Source organism: Coprococcus sp. AM100_B19A, assembly GCF_027662015.1.
In the GTDB taxonomy this organism is placed as follows: domain Bacteria; phylum Bacillota; class Clostridia; order Lachnospirales; family Lachnospiraceae; genus Allocoprococcus; species Allocoprococcus comes.
In genome coordinates, this window is the sequence record NZ_JAQDKN010000005.1 from 217,438 (window position 1) to 238,363 (window position 20,926).

The 20,926-nt window shown below is 39.3% G+C and carries 14 protein-coding genes; all 14 read left to right on the forward strand.

All coding sequences use genetic code 11. The annotated features are described in order from the left end of the window. Position 1: 1 nt before the first annotated feature. Positions 2-796 carry a glycosyltransferase gene (locus PGQ33_RS07195; protein ID WP_055156542.1) on the forward strand — a complete coding sequence of 265 codons (795 nt, stop codon included), beginning with the start codon at positions 2-4 and terminating at the stop codon, positions 794-796. A gap of 32 nt (positions 797-828) precedes the next feature. Continuing rightward, entirely contained in the window at positions 829-3,174 is a 2,346-nt protein-coding gene (locus PGQ33_RS07200; protein ID WP_270205537.1) for a GH25 family lysozyme, read from the forward strand. Between the two features lie 159 nt (positions 3,175-3,333). Next, positions 3,334-6,669, forward strand: a complete 3,336-nt coding sequence (locus PGQ33_RS07205) for a glucosaminidase domain-containing protein (protein ID WP_270205538.1) — start codon at positions 3,334-3,336, stop codon at positions 6,667-6,669. Between the two features lie 138 nt (positions 6,670-6,807). Then, entirely contained in the window at positions 6,808-8,385 is a 1,578-nt protein-coding gene (locus PGQ33_RS07210) for a hypothetical protein (RefSeq protein WP_270205539.1), read from the forward strand. A 66-nt stretch (positions 8,386-8,451) separates the two neighbouring features. Beyond that, the gene (locus PGQ33_RS07215; RefSeq protein ID WP_270205540.1) at positions 8,452-10,407 is read left to right on the forward strand and encodes a polysaccharide biosynthesis protein; all 1,956 of its coding nucleotides are present in this window, start codon (positions 8,452-8,454) and stop codon (positions 10,405-10,407) included. A 172-nt stretch (positions 10,408-10,579) separates the two neighbouring features. Further along, the gene (locus tag PGQ33_RS07220) at positions 10,580-11,584 is read left to right on the forward strand and encodes a glycosyltransferase family 2 protein (RefSeq protein WP_270205541.1); all 1,005 of its coding nucleotides are present in this window, start codon (positions 10,580-10,582) and stop codon (positions 11,582-11,584) included. 14 nt (positions 11,585-11,598) lie between these two features. Then, positions 11,599-12,387, forward strand: a complete 789-nt coding sequence (locus tag PGQ33_RS07225) for an ABC transporter permease (RefSeq protein ID WP_270205542.1) — start codon at positions 11,599-11,601, stop codon at positions 12,385-12,387. Positions 12,388-12,398: 11 nt separating this feature from the next. After that, positions 12,399-13,139, forward strand: a complete 741-nt coding sequence (locus PGQ33_RS07230) for an ABC transporter ATP-binding protein (protein ID WP_022220078.1) — start codon at positions 12,399-12,401, stop codon at positions 13,137-13,139. 12 nt (positions 13,140-13,151) lie between these two features. Beyond that, complete coding sequence (locus tag PGQ33_RS07235) at positions 13,152-14,957, forward strand: glycosyltransferase (protein WP_022220077.1); 1,806 nt, start codon at positions 13,152-13,154, stop codon at positions 14,955-14,957. Between the two features lie 3 nt (positions 14,958-14,960). Beyond that, on the forward strand, positions 14,961-16,790 hold the full coding sequence (locus PGQ33_RS07240; RefSeq protein ID WP_270205543.1) for a glycosyltransferase family 2 protein: 1,830 nt from the start codon (positions 14,961-14,963) through the stop codon (positions 16,788-16,790). Positions 16,791-16,832: 42 nt separating this feature from the next. Beyond that, a complete protein-coding gene (locus tag PGQ33_RS07245; RefSeq protein WP_270205548.1) occupies positions 16,833-18,026 on the forward strand; it encodes a DegT/DnrJ/EryC1/StrS family aminotransferase in 1,194 nt (397 codons plus the stop codon). Positions 18,027-18,035: 9 nt separating this feature from the next. Next, positions 18,036-18,716, forward strand: a complete 681-nt coding sequence (locus PGQ33_RS07250) for a sugar transferase (RefSeq protein WP_008374631.1) — start codon at positions 18,036-18,038, stop codon at positions 18,714-18,716. 23 nt (positions 18,717-18,739) lie between these two features. Continuing rightward, entirely contained in the window at positions 18,740-19,738 is a 999-nt protein-coding gene (locus PGQ33_RS07255; protein ID WP_270205544.1) for a glycosyltransferase family 2 protein, read from the forward strand. An 18-nt stretch (positions 19,739-19,756) separates the two neighbouring features. Then, positions 19,757-20,854 carry a UDP-galactopyranose mutase gene (glf, locus tag PGQ33_RS07260; protein WP_270205545.1) on the forward strand — a complete coding sequence of 366 codons (1,098 nt, stop codon included), beginning with the start codon at positions 19,757-19,759 and terminating at the stop codon, positions 20,852-20,854. The last annotated feature ends 72 nt before the right edge of the window (positions 20,855-20,926 follow it).

Sequence of the window (20,926 nt, forward strand, 5' to 3'; positions counted from 1 at the left end):
AATGGAATATCAAAATACAGATCACACATTTGCAGTGTGTGCATACAAGGAATCGCCGTATCTGGAAAGCTGCATCAAATCGCTTGTAAACCAGAAGGTAAAAAGTAATATTATCGTTTGTACGTCGACACCTTGTGAGTTTATCGAGAATATGGCAAAAAAATATGACCTTCCCTATTATGTAAGGGAAGGAAAGAGCGATATTTGTGATGACTGGAATTTTTCTGTTGCATGTACAAAAACGAATTATGTGACAGTTGCGCATCAGGATGATGTGTATAATGAACATTATGTGGAAGAACTTTTGAAACATATTCCGGATGAAAAGATGTCGATCTTTATCGCAGATTATCTGCCTCTGAAAGGCGGAAAAGTCGGAAAGCGAGATATAAACAGTAAGCTCCGGAAGTTTTTGAGACAGCCTATGAGATGTAAAAAACTTGCTGCCTCAAAGTGGTGGAGAAGAAGGATTCTATCTCTGGGGAACAGCATCTGCTGTCCGGGAGTTACCTATAATAAAAGTGTGGTAGGACTTCCAATCTTTACTTCCAAGATGAAGTTCTGTATTGACTGGGATACTTTTTTGAAATGTGCAGAGATTAAAAATTCACATTTTGCTTATTGTGATACACCTATCATTTATTATCGAATTCATGACGGGGCAACAAGCAAGGAATTTATCGTCGATCACAGAAGAATCAAAGAAGATACCGATATGTTTAATAAATTCTGGCCTTCTTTTTTAACAAAGATCATTATGGTTTTTTACAAAAAGGCTTATGATACTTACAATTAGGAACAGACAGTTTAGAATGGCGGAGTAAGTAAATGAAAATAAATAGAATATTTGCAGTGCTGATGGCAGTAATTTTTATAGGAAGTCAGCCAATGGCAGTTCTGGCAGAAGATGTGCCAAATGAAACAGAAAATGTATCAAACGAAACAGCAGAGCTGCTAAATGAATCGGAAGATGTAGCAAATGAAACAGAGAATGTATCAGATGAAGCAGAAACTGTTTCAGACGAAACAGCAGAGAGTGCAGGACTGAGGGATCAGAGCGGATTTGTGGAGAACAGTTTCCGATATTCCAACGGACAGCCGATCCAAAAGAGGTCAGCCAGTGCATATGCCATCAGTGATACATCGAATGCCTATAAAAAAATCAATGGCGTTTGCTATAATTCACAGGGAGAACCGGTTGAGGGGGCAATCGGAAAGGTCATCGACGTGAGTGAACACAACCAAGATATTGACTGGGAAAAAGTAAAGAACTCAGATGTCGATTTTGCAATTCTCCGTGTTGGATATGGAAATGATGTTTCTTATCAAGATGATAAAAAATGGCAGTATAACGTATCTGAGTGTACAAGATTAGGAATTCCTTTCGGAGTTTATATCTATTCTTACGCTGAGAATACAACGGAAGCCGAAAGTGAAGCGGATCACGTACTGCGACTGATCAAGGGATACAATCTGGCATATCCGGTGTATTATGATCTGGAGGATAACAGCCAGGTCAGCCTTGGAAATGACACGATCCAGAAGTTTGCTGAAACCTTTTGCAATAAGATCAGCAATGCAGGATATCAGGTAGGTGTGTATGCGAATCTGAATTGGTGGAACAATTACCTGACAGGCAGTGTCTATAACAACTGGCATCGCTGGGTGGCACAGTATAATTATCAATGTGATTATAACGGGAATTATGATATGTGGCAGTGCACCAGCAAGGCACAGGTGGATGGAATCAGTACAGATGTGGATGTCAGCTTTTACTATGGCGATCTGTTAAGTGATGCAGATGTGAATACACCGGTTGTAGAAGTAGGTGATACCGACCTTATCAGCTATTGTGCAAATATTCAAAATGTTGGCTGGACAGACTGGAAGAAAAACGGGCATGCCCTTGGAACAATCGGAAAGAGCCTGCGTCTGGAGGCACTGAAAATCCAGACAAACAGCGAAAATCTGGGAGTAAGTTATACCGGACTTGTGGCTGGGTATGGATGGACTGATGAAGTTCAAACCGGCGCAATGCTTGGCACAGAAGGCCAGAGCAGAGCTCTGGAGGCTATTAAACTTAATCTGACCGGAGATGATGCAGAGAATTACAATATTTATTACCGGGTACATAGCAGTAATTTTGGCTGGCTTGGCTGGGCGAAAAATGGAGAGAAAGCCGGAACAGAAGAGTATGGCTATGCAATAGAGGCAGTACAGATTGCTGTTTTGCCAAAGGGAAGCGCTGCTCCTGGAGAAACGGCAGATGCGTATCGTTTTAACGAAGAGTGGAATAAGCCGTCAGTTAAATATACCGCCCATGTGCAAAATGTAGGTTGGCAGCCGACTTGCTGCAATCAGGAAACAGCAGGAACGATCGGGAAAAACCAGCGTCTGGAAGCTTTGCAAATAAGTTTGTCTGGTCGTGGATTTTCAGGAGACATTCATTATAGTACCCATGTGGAAGATATTGGATGGCAATCAGAAGTTTCAAATGGAGAAACGGCAGGGACAACCGGACAGAATAAGAGGATTGAAGCAATAAAAATCTGGCTGACCGGTGAGATAGAAAAGGAATATAATGTGTATTACCGCGTCCATGTCCAGAACTTTGGCTGGCTTGACTGGGCGAAGAATGGAGAAATTGCAGGAACGGTTAACTATGGTTATCGGATGGAAGCAATAAAGATTGCTCTGGTTCGTAAAGACGGAGAAGGACTGACACCGGTAGGAACTTCCTCAAAAACCTTTGATACCCAGGCTGTTTACAGTGCCCATGTTCAAAATATAGGCTGGCAGGATGAGGTCTATAATGGAGAGACGATCGGAACCGTTGGTCAGGGACTCCGCATGGAGGCTTTGAAACTGGATTTATATAAGCCATTGTATTCGGGAGACGTTACCTATAGCGCCCATGTTCAGAATATTGGCTGGCAGGACTGGAAAAAAGATGGCGAGATATCCGGTACAGTCGGAGAAAAACTCCAAATGGAAGCGGTTAAGATAAAACTGACCGGTGAGATGGCGGATCATTACGATATTTATTATCGTGCACAGGTTGAAGAACTTGGCTGGCTGGAGTGGGTAAAAGATGGAAAAGAAGCCGGGACTACAGGCAAGGGATACAGACTGGAATCCTTGGAGATTAAACTTGTGCCGAAGACAGAAGGATAAAAAGAAGCATAAGGAATAGAAGAGACGCTGAAGTGATTTGCCATGAACTTCAGCGTTTCTCTGCCTTGAAAGTTATAAAAATGTTGCTACTCTAAGAATGTGGGTGCTATACTAAGACTGAAACAGTGGGGGATCTGATGAATAAGTAAGGAGAATACTATGGGAAAGAAAGCAAAGCAAATGGCTGCACTTTTTATGGCAGGTGCTGTGATAACAGGAATGACAGAGATGCCGCTTCGTGTATATGCCGAAGAAGAACCTCAGAAAGTCGAAGAAAAGCTGATAGAAACAGACGAATATGGAAACGTGTATGAAATAGAACCGGAAATAGGATTAGTTGAAGAAGACAAAAGTATTCGAATGGCAAGATCTTCTTCTGCCCAAATCGTCAATTTTAATACAAAAGGTGCTGTGGTTACAGAATACACAGAAGCAGAAACCGGCGCCCAGGGATATACCTGCGGTGCGTACGGTGCGGACGCTGCTTATCTTGGAACCAGCGATGGAAAAGTGCGGTTTATGCTTTCAGGCGTGATCGGAGAAATCGATCCGGATGAAGTACAGGTCGTAGATATTTCCCAGGTTGAATCCCTTAGTTGTTATCAGGTCTCATCCGGAAGACTCTATCATAATATCGTTGGAAACGTAACGAATAATGATTATAATGCCTGTCTGGACAATGGACCGGCACCAGAGTATCTTGCAGAGGGCACCGATTATTATAGTTATGACGGACATTATTTTTACACCTACGATAATTTTGAAAATATGCTGGAAGATTATCAAAACGGTGACCGTTCACATTCTGTGAATCCGTCTGCTCCATATTATAATTATTTTCAGTATCTGCCGCTTCGCAGTCAGAGCAATTATAGTGCAGATGAATTGAATTCTATCATCAATGCAAAGACTGATTCGGACTCTAAAATGTGGGATACCGGTGCACAGTTTGTGAAAAATCAGGATACATACGGTGTAAATGCCCTGATGATGGCAGGAACAGCAGCCCTTGAGAGTGGATGGGGAAAGAGCAGTATTGCAAAGGAAAAGAATAATCTTTTCGGTTTAAATGCTGTAGATACCTCTCCTGGAGAGAGTGCCAATAGTTACAAGGATGTCTCTACCTGTCTCAAGGATTTTGCGGAAACTTATATGTCGAAGCAATATTTAAGACCGGGATGTGGAACCTATAAAGGAGCCTATCTGGGTAATAAAGGAAGTGGAATTAACGTCCACTATGCATCCGATCCGTTTTGGGGTGAGAAGATCGCCAATTTGATGTGGAGCCTCGACAGGACAAATGGATCAAAAGATTATGGAAAATATTCCATTGGAATAAAGGATCTGATAAACAGTGAACATACCACACTGAATGTCAGAAAAGAAAGCAATACTTCTTCTGATGTGCTGTATAAGACAGCTGCTCAGTCACAGTATGCATTTTTACTTTTGGATAATGGTGAAGCAGCGAATGGATTTTACCGGGTTCAGAGCGATGGTGTCCTTACAGAGGGAAGAAACGGAGTAGACAGCAGTACCGGTAACTATAATTTTCAGGATATGTATGGATATGCCAGTGCAGATTACATTTCACTTATTCAGAAAGGAAACGGATCTTCTTCAAATGTGAAGCCGCCTGAAAATAACAAGCCGGATACAGGGGAAGAGGTAGAGCCGGTAGCAGTACCGGATGAAGTGAAGGATGCTTTATCTGTTTCGGCACACGTAACAAATCTTGGATGGTTAGATGAAACTGGAAATGGTGAAAAGGCAGGTACTGTAGGCCTTGGATACGCAATGCAGGCCATGAAAATGCAGATATCAGGAATTGATGGTCTGGGTATCGAATATCGTGCCCATGTGGCGGATGATGGTTGGCAGGATTATGTTGCAGACGGTGAACAGGCAGGAACAACCGGGCAGAGCAAAGCAATACAGGCAGTTCAGATTCGTCTGACAGGCGAAAAGAAAGACGAATACCAGATCTTATATCGTGCCCATGTGGCAAATGATGGATGGCAGAATTATGTCACAACAGATGAGATTGCAGGAACAACCGGAGAATCGAAGGATTTACAGGCAATCCAGATCGTATTGCTGAAAAAAGAAAAGGATGTAGATGTTGAGAATAAAGACCTCCTTTCTTACAGTACTTCTGTGCAGGATCTTGGCTGGACCGGTCAGGTGAAAAATGGAGAACAAAGTGGTACAGTAGGTTTGTCAAAAGCAATCCAAAGTATAAAGATTAATGCCAATCTTGCAGACCTTAATGTGGAATATTCAACTTATGTGCCAAATGCAGGCTGGCAGGAATATTCTGCAGATGGAAAGGAATCGACAGCAAATGACAATCCAAAAAGAATCGAAGCTATTAAAATCAGATTAAAAGGAACGCAGGCAGAGAATTACGATATTTACTATCGTGTTTATACAAGCAATTATGGCTGGCTTGGCTGGGCAAAGAATGATGAGGAGTCAGGAACTAAAGGTTATGACTGCCAGGCAGAAGCCATCCAGATCGTTGCAGGCAAAAAGGGAATGGATGCTCCCGGAAGTACAGAAAATGCATTTGTAGAGAAGGATCCGACCGTTTCTTATACTGCATATGTCAATGGTGAAGGATGGATGAGTCCGGTTGAAAATGGAGAAACCAGCGGTACAACAGGAAAGTCCTTGGCTTTAGGTGGAATCAAAGTTAATTTGCGTGATAAAGGCTACGCAGGAACCATTCTATATATGTCACATATACAGGATATTGGCTGGGACAGCTGGAAAGAAGAAGGTGAAGTAAGCGGCACCGCAAATGGCCAGAAGAGGCTAGAAGCTGTAAAAATCAGACTGACAGAAGAAATGGAAGAAAGATATGATATCTATTACCGTGTCCATGCGCAGAATTTCGGCTGGATGGGATGGGCCAAGAATGGAGAGTCTGCCGGAACCGAAGGCTATGGTTACCGTGTAGAAGCCATTCAGATTAAAATTGTAAAAAAAGGTGCACAGGCTCCGGGAACAACGGAACAGTGCTTCAGCAAAAAATGGACCTCCATCGTCTATTCTGCTCATGTACAGGATATTGGCTGGCAGAATAATGTAAAAGACGGGGCTCTTGCCGGAACTACCGGGGAAAGTAAACGAGTAGAAGCAATCAAAATATCCCTGTCAGGTCAAAAAGCAGAGGGAAGTGTGGAATATAGTGCCCATGTACAGGATATCGGCTGGCAGAAGTCTGTAAAAGACGGAGCCCTTGCCGGAACCACTGGAAAAGGAAAACGAGTAGAAGCGATCAAGATTAATCTTACCGGAACGCTTTCTGAATCATGTGATGTGTATTACCGTGTCCACGCACAGGATTATGGCTGGCTCGGATGGACAAAAAATGGTAATCCTGCAGGTACAGAAGGACTTTCAAAAAGAATAGAAGCAATCGAGATCAAAGTTGTTACAAAGGGAGATACTGCTCCGGAAATGGGCAAAGAAGCATTTGTCAAAAAATAAAAATACAGGCATCAATGGAAAGGTAGGAATATGAAAAAGTTTTTGAGAGATAAGAGCAGTCATATTATATTCATATGTGTTCTGCTTATACAGATCATTTTTATGATTTTTTATTGTGATATGAAAAAAGGATATTTTGTGGATGAGTTATGGTCCTATGGACTTTCTAACAGTTATTACCACGCACAGATCTGGGAAGATGGAGCATTAGATAATTCGGAAATCAGTCCGGATATGTTTAAGGAATATATGACAGTCAATGAGGGAGAAGCCTTCAAATTTGGATCTGTTATCTATAATCAGACCCATGATTCCCATCCACCTCTTTTTTATATGGTTTTGCATGCAATCAGTTCATGCTTTCCGGGACAATTCAGTAAATGGTTTGGTCTCATTCCTAACTTGTTGTATTATGCAGTAACAATTATATTTTTGTATAAAATAGGGAAATTAATCAAAAAAGATAAATATTTTGCTTTCTTTCCGGTTTTGTTTTTTGGATTTAGTATTGCAGCGGTAAATATGGTGACATATATTCGAATGTATATGTTATTAACCATGTGGTGTACCATTTTCGCATATGAACATTTGGAAATGATGGCATCAAGAAAAATCAAAATGAAAAATTTGATCAGTATTTTGCTTGCTACTTTTGGCGGTGTATTTACACATTACTATTTTGTGATTTTTGCATTTCCTATGGTGATCTTTCAGATGATCTGGATGATCATGCGAAAAGACTTTAAAATGACCGGAAAATATGTAGTGAGCGGAGGCGTTGGCGGAGTTTGTGCTGTTGCGTTATACCCTGCAATTCTTAAGAATCTGACGGGTACAGGAGTGAGCCATAGCCAGAAAACACTTCAGAATATGCATAATTTTTCAGATTGGACGTCACGAATCAGAAAATTCTGGGTTATAGTCAGTGAAGAGATGTTCGGCGGTGTCTTCATGCTGCTTCTGATTGTCTGCTGCCTTGGAATTCTTGCATATCTTATCACACAGGTTTTGTGGGAAATGAAGCTGCAATATCATGCAGATCACTATGAAATTGCAGTGAATAATAAAGAACACACAAAAACTGTTTATGTAAAAGTAAAAAGAGAAACATATTTGATCTGTGATATAATACTTACTTGTGCTTTTGTATTTGTTATTTCAGCAAAAATCTCGCCATGGCAGGTGAACAGGTATATCATGAATTTATTTCCTTTTCTGTCTCTGCTGTTTTGCTACCTGCTTTATTTTATCTATAAGTTATGGATAAAAAGTAAAGCAAAGATTCAGATTGCAATGGTTATTTCAATGATGCTGATAGGAGGCTTGACGTATTATGTAAATGATCCTTGTTATTTATATCCGGAAGGAGAAAATAATATTGCAATCAGTAAAGAATATGCAGATACAACATGCTTGTATGTTTATACAACGTCTTATATAATGATTAACGAAGGGTTAGAATTACAGAATTACCAACGTTTATATCAAATGTATTACAAAGATCTGGATATAAAAGTACCGGACGTTTCAATAGAAAATTCCAAATTAGTTGTATATTTGGATCGAATACTTGATAAAAAATATGATGATCTCGGTGAAAAGGTAACCATGGATCCTGAAAAATGCTTAGAAAAGATACAGAAATTAACCGGACTTAAAAATTCAAAGGAATTGTATCAGGATGAAAAGGCATATGTATATGAGTTATATAACTAAGCGGAGATTGGTTAGAGAACGGTAATATTTTGTGACAGTATTATGTTGTACAAATGGAGGTCGCTTATGAAAAAAACATGGGGATTGCAAAATTCCAGAAGTCGGATGATCGCACTGTTTATTGTAGATATCTTAAGTGTGATCCTGGATTCGTATCTGGCAATTATTTTGCGTTTTAAATTGGATAATATCTGGGTACCGGCAGAGTATATGTACAGTGTCGAGAGCTATATGGTCATCAATGTTATCACAACAGTAGTCATTTTTTTAGTACTTAATCTGTATAACAGGGTATGGTCTTATGCCAGCATGAATGAGATGCTTGCCATTCTTGGTGCAACAATGCTGTCAACGGTCTTTCAGGCTTTCGGTTTCAGTTTGTTGTATCTGCAGGTTCCGAGAAGTTATTATTTCTTCTATTTTATTTTGTTAAGTATCACAACGATCATCACTCGATTTTCTTATCGCATTTTGCATACCATGGAAAATGGATTGAAGAAATCAACCAGGCATAGCCGTAACACCATTGTGATCGGTGCCGGCGAAGCCGGAAATATGATCATCAAAGAATTAAAAAGCAGTAAATACCTGAATCAGAAGGTTGTCTGCGTGATTGATGATAATCCTTCCAAAAAAGGAAAATACATTCATGGAATCCGCATTGTCGGAGGAAGAGATAAGATTCAGGAAGCAGCAAAGAAGTATGATGCAGAAGAAATTATCCTTGCAATTCCTTCGGCAGGAACAAAAAATACCAGAGATATCTTAAGAATCTGTAATCTTACAGATTGTAAACTTAAGATATTACCGGGAATGTATCAGCTGATCAATGACGATGTAGGAGTGTCAAACCTGCGGGAAGTATCCATCGAAGACCTTCTCGGAAGAGATACTATTGAAATTGATATGGAAAGCGTTGGGCAGTATGTGAGAAATAAAAGAGTATTGGTTACGGGAGGCGGCGGCTCCATCGGAAGTGAATTATGCCGTCAGATCGCTTCCCACAATCCAAAGCTTCTTATCATTTTTGATATCTATGAGAACAATGCCTATGACATTCAGCAGGAGCTGGTTCGTAAGTATCCAAATCTGAAGTTGGAAGTACTGATAGGTTCTGTTCGAAATACAAGTCGAATTGAAAGCGTCATGGAGCATTATCGACCGGATGTTGTTTTTCATGCGGCAGCCCATAAACACGTGCCACTTATGGAAGACAGCCCGAATGAAGCCATTAAAAACAATGTGTTTGGTACTTATAAGACAGCAAGAGCTGCGGACAAGTACGGGGTAAAGAAATTTGTACTGATCTCTACGGATAAAGCAGTAAACCCTACCAATATCATGGGTGCATCGAAACGTATGTGTGAAATGATCGTACAGACCTTCAGCAAATATTCCAGAACAGAATACGTGATCGTACGATTCGGGAATGTGTTGGGAAGTAATGGAAGCGTTATTCCGCTGTTTAAAAAACAGATGGAGGCAGGAGGTCCTGTGACAGTTACGCATCCGGATATTATCCGTTATTTTATGACGATACCGGAAGCAGTTTCACTGGTACTTCAGGCGGGAGCTTATGCCCATGGCGGAGAAATCTTTGTGCTGGATATGGGAGAGCCTGTGAAGATTGCTGATCTGGCAAAGAATCTGATCCGACTTTCCGGATATACACTTGGTGTGAATATGGAGATCAAGTATACCGGTCTTAGACCGGGGGAAAAGCTGTATGAGGAATTGCTGACAAAAGAAGAGGGACTACAGAAAACAGCGAACAACCTGATTTTTATCGGCAAACCTCTTGAGTTCGATGAAGTACATTTCCTCAGCCAGCTGCGAGAGCTGGAAAAGGCAGCAATGGAAGAAAGTCCGGATATTAAAGAAAAAGTTGCAGATATGATTTCTACTTATCATATCAGACCGGAAGATAAAAAAAGAGACAGTGAGGCTTTTCAGAAACTGGTCAGTTTAGGGAGGATCAGTCATGAAGGACCCATTGTAGATGAAAAACACAGTGGTATATAAAGTGGGCAGATTTGACAAAGATGCGAGTATTTGATATAATCTTTCCATCTAAAGAAAAGTGTAGTATAATATTCTAGTAATCAGAATAAAAGTTGGTGATTCAGATAGAACTAAATATCTGTAAAACCAACTTTTTTTGAGAAAAATAGTATTAAATCAGGTTAGGAGAACAATGGACGAGAAAATATTAACAGTAACTGTCCCAAGTTACAATGTGCAGGCATATCTGGAAGACTGTCTGGAATCCTTTGTGAATTCTGAAGTCATGGATGATATTGAAGTTTTGATCGTGAATGATGGTTCCAGCGATGATACTGCAACAATTGCGGAAAGATATGTTTCAAAGTATGAAAATACGTTCCGGTTGATCAATAAAGAAAACGGCGGACATGGTTCCACCATCAACACGGGAGCTCGTGAGGCAAGAGGAAAATATTTTAAAGTTGTTGATGGAGATGACTGGGTAGACACCAGAAGCTTCATCCGACTGGTGAAACTTTTAAAAGAAATTGATGCTGATATCGTTGCATCGAATTATACCTGGATCAACCATACGACACGGCTGCCGGAAAAGAGGCAGGAATATCCGTTTGAAAAAATCGAGTATAACAAGCTCTACCAGTTTGAGAAGATTGTTGGTAAGACCATCATAGATATGCATGCCACGACTGTGAAGACGGAGCTTTTCAGGAAAGCAAATGAACAGATTGATGAACACACTTTTTATGTAGATGTAGAGTTTATTGCATTTCCGATTCCTTACGTGAAGACAGTATATTTTATGGAAGACCCTGTTTACCAATATCGTCTGGGACTTCCGGGACAAAGTATGTCCATTGAAAAGATGCAGAAGAATCTGAAGAATCATCTGCGGGTTCTTATGCGGCTCAATCAGTACTGCAAAAAAGTCGAGAAGACGGCTCCAAAGGCAAATCTGGAGTATATCAGGGAATTGACAGCAACAATCCTTACCAGTCAGATGAAAATTTATATCAGCTTTCCTCTGAAGAATGGTATGCGAAAAGAAGCAATGAAATTAGATGCATATTTTTATCATAAGAACAGAGAAGTGTATGACAGAGTAAAGAATCCGGCAGTGTTGTTTTTACGGAAAACAAGATATGCTGCATTCCCGTTAGCTGTACTTGCATTTAAAGGCCGAAGAGATTCATATTAAATTGGAGAAGAATAATGAGCGTAACAAGAGATAGGATAAATACATTTTTTAGATATAAAGATTTATTAAGAGAACTGGTAGTCAGAGACGTGAAATTAAAATACAGAAGAAGTTTTCTGGGATATGTGTGGAGTATTTTGAATCCGCTGCTGATCATGCTTGTAATGACACTGGTATTTTCCCAAATGTTCCAGCGCGGAATCGAAAACTTTCCGGTTTACCTGCTGACAGGTCAGGCATTATTTGATTTTATGAATAATGCAACCCATATGTCTATGTATTCTGTGTTGGATAATGGAGCTTTGATCAAGAAAATATATGTACCTAAATATATTTTTACCTTATCAAAAGTAACAAGTTCCCTGATCGACCTTATTTTCTCAATGGGAGCATTGATTCTGGTCATGCTGATCACCAGAGCACCGTTTTCACCATATATCCTGCTTTTTCCATTGGTAGTGATTCCGCTGTATATCTTTGTATGCGGATTGGGCTTTTTCCTTTCTGCTGCGAATGTTTTCTTTCGAGATATTCAGTATATCTACAATGCCATCACAGTAGCATGGATGTATGTAACCCCAATGTTTTACCCGATCGAGCTGCTTCCGGACTGGCTCAGAAAGCTGGTAGAATACTGTAATCCAATGTTTTATTATATCCAGTTCTTCAGAGATCTTGTTTTATACAGACATTTTACAACTCCAAGAATCTTTATTGGTTGCTGGGTAATGGCTTTTATCATGCTGTCAATTGGACTTGGTGTATTTAAGAAAACACAGGATAGCTTCATTTTATATATCTAGGAGAAGGGCGAATGAACGAAGAATATATTGTTGATGTTGATAACCTGACGATTCGGTTCAACATGGCATCTGAAAAGGTAGATAACCTGAAAGAATATGTGATCAAACTGATCAAACACGAATTGATGTTCCAGGAATTTCTTGCGTTAAAAGATGTCAATTTAAAAGTAAAAAGAGGAGAGGCATGGGGACTGATCGGAACAAACGGATCCGGAAAGTCAACGCTTTTAAAAGCCTGCTGTGGAATTTTAAAACCATACAAAGGTTCAGTTACTACAAAAGGGACCATTGCACCGTTGATTGAATTGGGTGCCGGGTTTGATATGAATATGACGGCTAGAGAAAATGTGTTTTTGAATGGAACTGTACTTGGACATTCAAGAAAATTTATGGAAGAGCATTTTGATGAAATTATTGAATTCGCAGAATTGCAGGATTTCTTGGATGTTCCGATTAAGAATTTTTCCTCTGGTATGCAGGCAAGACTTGGATTTGCAATAGCTACCATGGTGAGACCGGATATTCTCGTGGTTGATGAAATCTTATCCGTTGGTGATTACCAGTTCCAGCAGAAATGTTATGAGAGAATGGGGCAGATGTTGAGTGGAGGAACAACTCTGTTATATGTTTCTCATGATATAAATTCTGTCAGACAGTTATGTGATCATGCTATTTGGATTGACAAAGGAAATGTTCGAATGAGTGGTCTGGTAGAAGAAGTAACAACTGAATATATGCATATGAATCAGTAAGTGGTGAAAAGCATGATATTACAAAAAATTGTATGGAATCAACAGTCTGTTGAGGAACCAGAATTATACTATAAATTAAAAAACGGAATTAAGTCAGAGAGTGGAATATTGCTTAATGCAGGTGGTGAAGCAGATTTCTTGACATATATGAATATTTTTTCTGCTGAAAAATGGAGAAAGTATACAGGTATTCAATCGGTTTGTGTGTCTGTTAATTTTAAAGGAAAAATAAAGGTTGTCATATATGCCTTATCCTGCAAGAATAAAAAAGTATGTTCGAAGATAATTATGCAATTTCCAATGGAAAGCAAAGGCGAAGATTCCGTGAATACTCCAATATTTGCTTTACCGGAGAGTGGAGTAGTAGGTGTATCCATAATCGCTGAGGAGGATACAGCCCTCTATGCAGCAAGTTATATGACTGATGAAGAGAGGGAAAAGAAGGAAGTTAAGATAGGAATAGGCATTTGTACTTTCAAACGTGAGAAGTATGTTGAGCGAAATATGAAAGTATTAAAAGAAAATCTGCTTAACAATGAGAATGCCTTATCTTATGGACATTTGTCGGTATGCATATCCGATAATGGCGGTACATTAGTAAGAGAAAAAATCGAGGATGAACATATTCGCATTGTTAAGAATAAAAACCTTGGTGGAGTGGGTGGATTTACCAGAACTATGTTCGAACATATGCGAGATGATAGTATTACACATGTTTTATTGATGGATGACGATGCAGTGATTTCTCCTGAAGCGATAGAACGAACTTATACATTATTGACCCTGCTTAAAGAGAAATACAGAATGGCAGTAATCGGAGGCTCATTATTAAGAGAAGATTTGCCAACTCTGCAGTATGAATGTGGTGCCTGCTGGAATGATGGTGATATTGTTGCGAATAACCATAATTTTGACATGACACAATTAAAAAATGTTGTGATAAATGAGCAGATTCAAAAAGCAGAGTATACAGGCTGGTGGTATTCGTGTATTCCGGTTCCGTTTATTAAGGAAATGCATTATCCTTTGCCGTTTTTTATCCATAGAGATGATATAGAATATGGATTGAGGGCAAATGGGCAGTTTATTTTCTTAAATGGAATAACGATCTGGCATGAAGCTTTTGAAAATAAATTACCTGGTTTCCTGGAGTATTATGATGTCAGAAATCTGGCAATTACGAATGCAATCCATAATCCGCAGTTTGCTGCAAAGGATTTTAAAAAGATGCTTTTCGTGCAGGTCAGCAGTAATATCGGAAAATACAGATATAAATATGTGGATCTGAATTTGAAAGGTGCGGTTGATTTTTTAAGAGGTTTTAAGTGGTTTTATAATGCGGATACCTTAGGTGTGCATGATGGATTAAAAAAATATAATTATCAGTCTATGCCGGCAGAAGAATTTATAGGACATAATGGAATCAAGCCGGAAGATCTGGATCCATGTGGTAGACCGGAGGCTGAACCACCGTGTAAATTAAAGCGAATATTGATCATGTTGTCAATGAATGGTCATTTTCTGCCTGCATATAAAAACAGAGCGACAAAAGTAGCCAGACCAAATCCGAATATTTATGACTTGTTCCGCTGCAATGAGGTTGTGTATGCTGATGCAGCAGGAAATGCAATTTGTGTGAAGCGGAGCAGGATAGAACTACTAAAAGCATATATAAAAATGTTGAAAGTATTTCGATTAATAGATTTGCATTATGACAAGGTTTGTGAAGAATATAGAAAAAATCATTCGAAACTTGAAAGCAAGGATTTTTGGAGCAGTTATTTAGAGTTAAAAGAAGTACAAAATAAGGAGATGTAAACAATGGAGTTAAAATTGCAAAGTATTCTATTTCCAGATAAAGAAGAATATACAGATAATGCCGATCTTTTTTATAAGGGTGGATTAGGAATCCGTGATGCTGAAGAAAAATGTTTTGTATTTTCAAAATATAGTACATGTGATTTTGGGGCATATTTAAATGCCTTTTCTATGAAAAAATGGAAAAAACACACAAAAATCGGCAAAACGATGTTGAAGCTTGAAATTAAAGGTGACTTTGAGCTGGTTCTGTCCGGATATCATAGAATTGAGAATTCAGCAAAAAGAAATGTTTTGTTAAAGAAAGAATACCATTGCGATCAAAAAGCAGAAATTATTGTTGAGATTCCATCAAATAAGGACACATTGATTGCATTTGAACTCCGCATGTATTCAGAGTGCTGTGTATATGGTGGTGGTTATTATGCTGAGGTAAATGAAAGTGATTTCAATGAAGTGAGACTTTCAATCGCAACGACAACATTTAAAAAAGAAGACTTTATTCGTAAAAATGTTAAAATGATCAAGGATGAAATTTTAACTCAGGATGATATCATTGGAAAAAATGTTTATCTTCACATCGTTGATAATGATGAGGGTCGAGTATTGTCGGCGGAAGAATTTGAAGGTCCGCATATTTATTATCACAGAAATAAAAATGTAGGCGGTTCAGGTGGATTTACACGAGGAATGATCGAATCTATTCGCCAGAAACCAAAGGCGACTCATGTATTATTGATGGATGATGATGTTGTTGTTTTATCAGAAAGTATAAAAAGAACATATTTATTATTGTTACTGGCAAAAGAAAAATATAAAGATTATATTATCAGTGGTGCCATGCTTTGTTATGAAGAGATGGATGTTTTCCATGAAGATGTGGGATTTTTAGGAGCAGATGGAGGACAGAATTCTTCAAAAGGTCATGGAAAAATTGTAGAGATGGCTGAAATGCTTCAAAAAGAGGAAGCAAAAACGAAAAAGGCTGATTCCTATGCTGGCTGGTGGTATTGTTGTGTACCGGTAACAATGATCGAGAAAAACGGATTTGCATTACCATTGTTTATCCGTGTTGATGATACGGAATTCAGTTTCCGTAATAATGCTAAATTTATTACCATGAACGGTATTTGCGTATGGCATATGGGCTTTACTTTAAAGTTCAATTATTTCATGGAATATTATCAAGTATTCCGTAACTTTTTGATTGAAGAGGCATGTAATCCGTCCAGAAACAGAAGAGAACGTATCTGGAAACGTTTTAATGGTATGTTTTTAACGGAAATACTGCGCTTTAATTATGATGCTGCAGAAATCATTGTTGATGCAATCAGAGATTATTTAAAAGGACCTGCTTTTATTGAAACGGAAAAATGTCAGGAACGATTAAAAACAATGTCCGCAAAAAATGCAAATATGGCAGATCTTGCAGAATTTGATGAATATGGGGTGGATATTGATTCTATTTATCAAACAGATCACAGAAGTCTGAAGGATACCATTCTTTATCGTCTGACTTTTAATGGACAGTTTTTATGGCCAAAAAAATGGTTACGGAAAGGGCCGGCGGCGGTTGCTCATGACTGGTTCTATAATCCACAGAGACAATGCCTTGTAGATAGTGTCATTGCGATTAATCCAAATGCATATACTGCAGAAATCAGATATTTGGATAAGAAGAAATTCAGACAGGTCATGAAATACTATCTTGAAACAGTGAAGCGTTATAAAAAAATTCACAAAGAAGTAGATAAAGCTTATTATAACAGAAGAAAATATTTGACATCTTATAAGTTCTGGAAAGAGTATTTAGAATTAGAAAAGTATCAATAAAGATCTAAAATTTATGAAGAAAGAAGTTTTTTTATGAAAAACATGCATATCGCTTTCTCTCCTCCGGATATCACAGAGGAGGAGATAGCAGAAGTTGTGGATACTTTAAGAAGTGGCTGGATCACCACCGGACCAAAGACGAAGCTCTTTGAAAAGAAGCTGGCCGAGTATATGGGAACTAACCGGGTTGTTTGCCTGAATTCAGCTACAGCCTGTCTGGAGATGACTTTGCGTCTTCTGGGAATCGGACCTGGAGATGAAGTGATCACGACAGCCTATACCTATAGTGCCTCAGCAAGTGTTGTCTCACATGTGGGCGCAAAACTGGTTTTGATTGATGTGGCGAAAGATTCCTATGAGATGGATTATGAAAAACTGGCAGACGCTATCAATGAAAAGACGAAAGTCATCATTCCGGTAGATCTTGCCGGAATTATGTGTGACTATGATAAGATATTTGAAATTGTAGAAGCAAAGAAATCACTTTTCCATCCGGCAAATGAACTTCAGGAGAAGTTTGGCAGAGTGATTGTGGTGGCAGATGCTGCACATGCATTTGGCGCAGAGCGAAAAGGAAAGAAATGTGGACAGGCTGCAGATTTCACAAGCTTTTCCTTCCATGCGGTAAAGAACCTGACGACAGCGGAAGGTGGCGCAGTCACATGGCGCCCGATCGAAGGTGTGGATGATGATGAGATTTATAAAAAATATATGCTTTTTTCACTGCACGGTCAATCCAAAGATGCGCTAGCTAAGACGCAGCTTGGCGCATGGGAGTATGATGTTGTGGCACCTTATTTCAAATGCAATATGACCGATATCATGGCTTCTATTGGATTGGTACAGTTAAAACGCTATGATGCATTATTAGCACGGCGCCGGGAAATCATAGGAATGTATGATAAAGCACTGGAAAGTCTTCCTGTGAGTGTACTGAATCATTTTGATACAGATCATAAGTCCAGCGGACATTTGTATCTGATCCGTGTTCAGGGAAAAACACGGGAAGAATGTAATGAGATCATTACGAAGATGGCAGAGCATGGCGTAGCAACGAATGTGCATTACAAACCGTTACCGTTGTTATCTGCATACAAAAATATGGGATTTGATATCAAAGATTATCCAAATGCTTATGCTTTATTTGAAAATGCAATTACATTACCGCTTCATACGAAACTTACCGATGAAGAGGTAAAATACGTGACAGATGTATTGAAGGAATGCATCGGATAGGAATGCTGTATGAGAAAATGGGACGAACTTCCGAAGTTTATGAGAACAGACGAAGTAAAACAATACTATGATATTCTGATCAGACACGAAAAAGAATTAAGATTAAAGAGATATTTTGACATTCTGCTTTCGATGATTTTACTTGTCATTTTATCACCGATCATGTTAGTCATCAGTATTGCAATCAAGCTGGATTCACCGGGACCGGTGATTTACAAGCAGGTGCGTGTGACACAGTATGGAAAGAAATTTCACATTCTAAAGTTCCGTACTATGGTGCAGAATGCAGACAAGATGGGAACACAGGTTACGATCAGTCAGGATTCCAGACTGACACGGGTTGGAAAAGTGATCCGTGGCTGCAGGATTGATGAATTTCCGCAGCTTATCAATGTTCTTCGCGGAGAGATGAGTTTTGTTGGAACCAGACCGGAAGTTGTGAAGTATGTAAAAGGATATACGAAAGAAATGTATGCGACTCTTTTGTTACCGGCAGGAATCACTTCCAGAGCCAGCGTATGCTACAAAGATGAGGGTGAAATGCTGGAGCATGTAGAAGATGTGGATTATGCTTATATTCATGAAGTGCTTCCGGAGAAGATGAGTTATAATCTGGAAGATCTGCGCAAATACAGTCTGTGGAGAGATTTTATGACCATGTTTATGACAGTATTTGCAGTATTACGATAAGAACTACAGTATAGGAGAAATGTATGTTAGTATCAGTTTGCACGATTGCGCGCAATGAAGAAGAGTATCTTCCGCACTTGCTGGAGGATATCACAAAACAGGATTACCCGGCAGAGCAGATCGAAGTTGTGATGGTGGACAGCAGTTCAACAGATGGAACCAGACGGATTATGGAACGTTTTGCCGAAGAAAATCCGCAGTATCATAACTGCTTTGTTACGGAAAATCCGGGGAACAATCAGGCATCCGGATGGAATCAGGCAATCCGTAGTTCAACCGGAGATATTATTATCCGTCTGGACGCACATGGACGCATTCCGGAGGATTTTGTTTCCAAGAACGTAGAATGCATGGAAAGCGGAGAATATGTCACTGGTGGACCAAGACCGAATCTTCCGGAGAAGGACACACCGTGGCAGAAACTTCTACTGAACGCAGAAAGTTCGATGTTCGGAAGTGGAATCGCAGGCTTCCGGAGAGAGAATGAAAAGAAATATGTAAAGTCCATGTTCCATGCAGCGTATCGGAGAGAAGTATTTGAAACGGTTGGACTTTTCAATGAAAATCTGGGAAGAACGGAAGATAATGAGATGCATTACCGGATCCGGCAGGCAGGATACCGCTTATGCTACGATCCGCAGATTCATTCCTGGCAATATGTGAGAAGTTCGATTTCTGGAATGATGAAGCAGAAATACGGCAATGGAGACTGGGTAGCAAGAACTCTTGGTGTATGTCCTGGATGTCTCAGCATTTATCATTTTGTGCCGTTTGCTTTTGTGATTGCGATTCTTGTGACATCCATTTTGGCAACACTAAAGAAGCCATTTCTGGCGATTGCCATGTGGATCACTTATTGGTGTGGTGCAATCGGAATGGCAATTCTGTCTGTAAAAAATGAGGCGAAGCATATATGTCAGCTTTTGCTTCCGGGAATCTTCTTTTTACTTCATTTAAGCTATGGAGTGGGAAGTGTCGTCGGAATGGGAAAGATGATAAAAGATAAAATTACAAAGAAATAAAAGAGAGGATTTAGTATTATGAAGTATGATTATTTAGTAGTAGGATCAGGATTATACGGAGCAGTATTTGCTCACGAAGCAAAGAAAAAAGGAAAAACCTGTCTGGTAATTGACAAGCGTCCGCATATCGGTGGAAATATTTACTGTGAAAATATTGAAGGAATCAATGTTCACAAATATGGTGCACATATTTTCCACACATCCAACAAAAAGGTTTGGGATTACATCAATCAGTTTGCAGAGTTTAATAACTACATCAATTCACCGGTAGCGATTTACAAAGACGAGCTCTACAACCTGCCATTTAACATGAACACATTCAGCAAAATGTGGAATATCAAGACACCACAGGAAGCGAAAGATATGATCGCAAAACAGGTTGCAGAGACAGGAATCACAGAGCCGAAGAACCTGGAAGAACAGGGATTATCTCTGGTAGGAAAAGATGTATTTGAAAAACTGGTAAAAGGTTATACCGAAAAACAGTGGGGACGTGCTTGCAAAGACCTTCCGGCATTCATCATCAAACGTTTACCGGTAAGATTTACATTTGACAACAACTATTTCAATGACAGATATCAGGGAATCCCGATCGGCGGATATACAAAGATCATTGAAAAGATGCTGGACGGAATCGAAGTAAAGACAGATACCGATTACTTTGAATTTATCAAAGAAAATCCGGATATCGCAGAGAAGACACTGTTTACTGGAATGATTGATGAATACTTCGGATACAAGCTTGGAGCACTGGAATATCGTTCGGTAAGATTTGAGACAGAAGTACTTGATACAGATAACTATCAGGGAAATGCAGTTGTGAACTATACAGAAAGAGAAGTTCCTTATACACGTATTATCGAACACAAGCATTTTGAATTTGGAAAACAGGAAAAAACTGTTATCTCCAGAGAGTACTCTTCAGAATGGAAAGTAGGAATGGAACCATATTATCCGGTAAATAATGAACAGAACAATAAGCTGTTTGAAGAATACAGAAAGCTTGCAGAGCAGGAAAAGAATATGATCTTTGGTGGACGTCTTGGAAATTATAAGTATTATGATATGGATAAGGTAATTGAGGCGGCACTGGAGATGGTGGCTGAGGAATTATAAAAGGTTTGGATAAGGGCGTGTGAAAAAACGAAAGTTTTTTCATGCGTCCTTTTTCTTATAAATACAACAGTA

What these genes read in the sequence shown, in the direction of transcription:
- PGQ33_RS07250 (WP_008374631.1), top strand. Translation starts at nt 18,036, where the DNA reads ATGAGAAAATGGGACGAACTTCCGAAGTTTATGAGAACAGACGAAGTA.
- glf (WP_270205545.1), top strand. Translation starts at nt 19,757, where the DNA reads ATGAAGTATGATTATTTAGTAGTAGGATCAGGATTATACGGAGCAGTA.
- PGQ33_RS07200 (WP_270205537.1), top strand. Translation starts at nt 829, where the DNA reads ATGAAAATAAATAGAATATTTGCAGTGCTGATGGCAGTAATTTTTATA.
- PGQ33_RS07230 (WP_022220078.1), top strand. Translation starts at nt 12,399, where the DNA reads ATGAACGAAGAATATATTGTTGATGTTGATAACCTGACGATTCGGTTC.
- PGQ33_RS07245 (WP_270205548.1), top strand. Translation starts at nt 16,833, where the DNA reads ATGCATATCGCTTTCTCTCCTCCGGATATCACAGAGGAGGAGATAGCA.
- PGQ33_RS07205 (WP_270205538.1), top strand. Translation starts at nt 3,334, where the DNA reads ATGGGAAAGAAAGCAAAGCAAATGGCTGCACTTTTTATGGCAGGTGCT.
- PGQ33_RS07255 (WP_270205544.1), top strand. Translation starts at nt 18,740, where the DNA reads ATGTTAGTATCAGTTTGCACGATTGCGCGCAATGAAGAAGAGTATCTT.
- PGQ33_RS07195 (WP_055156542.1), top strand. Translation starts at nt 2, where the DNA reads ATGGAATATCAAAATACAGATCACACATTTGCAGTGTGTGCATACAAG.
- PGQ33_RS07235 (WP_022220077.1), top strand. Translation starts at nt 13,152, where the DNA reads ATGATATTACAAAAAATTGTATGGAATCAACAGTCTGTTGAGGAACCA.
- PGQ33_RS07215 (WP_270205540.1), top strand. Translation starts at nt 8,452, where the DNA reads ATGAAAAAAACATGGGGATTGCAAAATTCCAGAAGTCGGATGATCGCA.
- PGQ33_RS07225 (WP_270205542.1), top strand. Translation starts at nt 11,599, where the DNA reads ATGAGCGTAACAAGAGATAGGATAAATACATTTTTTAGATATAAAGAT.
- PGQ33_RS07240 (WP_270205543.1), top strand. Translation starts at nt 14,961, where the DNA reads ATGGAGTTAAAATTGCAAAGTATTCTATTTCCAGATAAAGAAGAATAT.
- PGQ33_RS07220 (WP_270205541.1), top strand. Translation starts at nt 10,580, where the DNA reads ATGGACGAGAAAATATTAACAGTAACTGTCCCAAGTTACAATGTGCAG.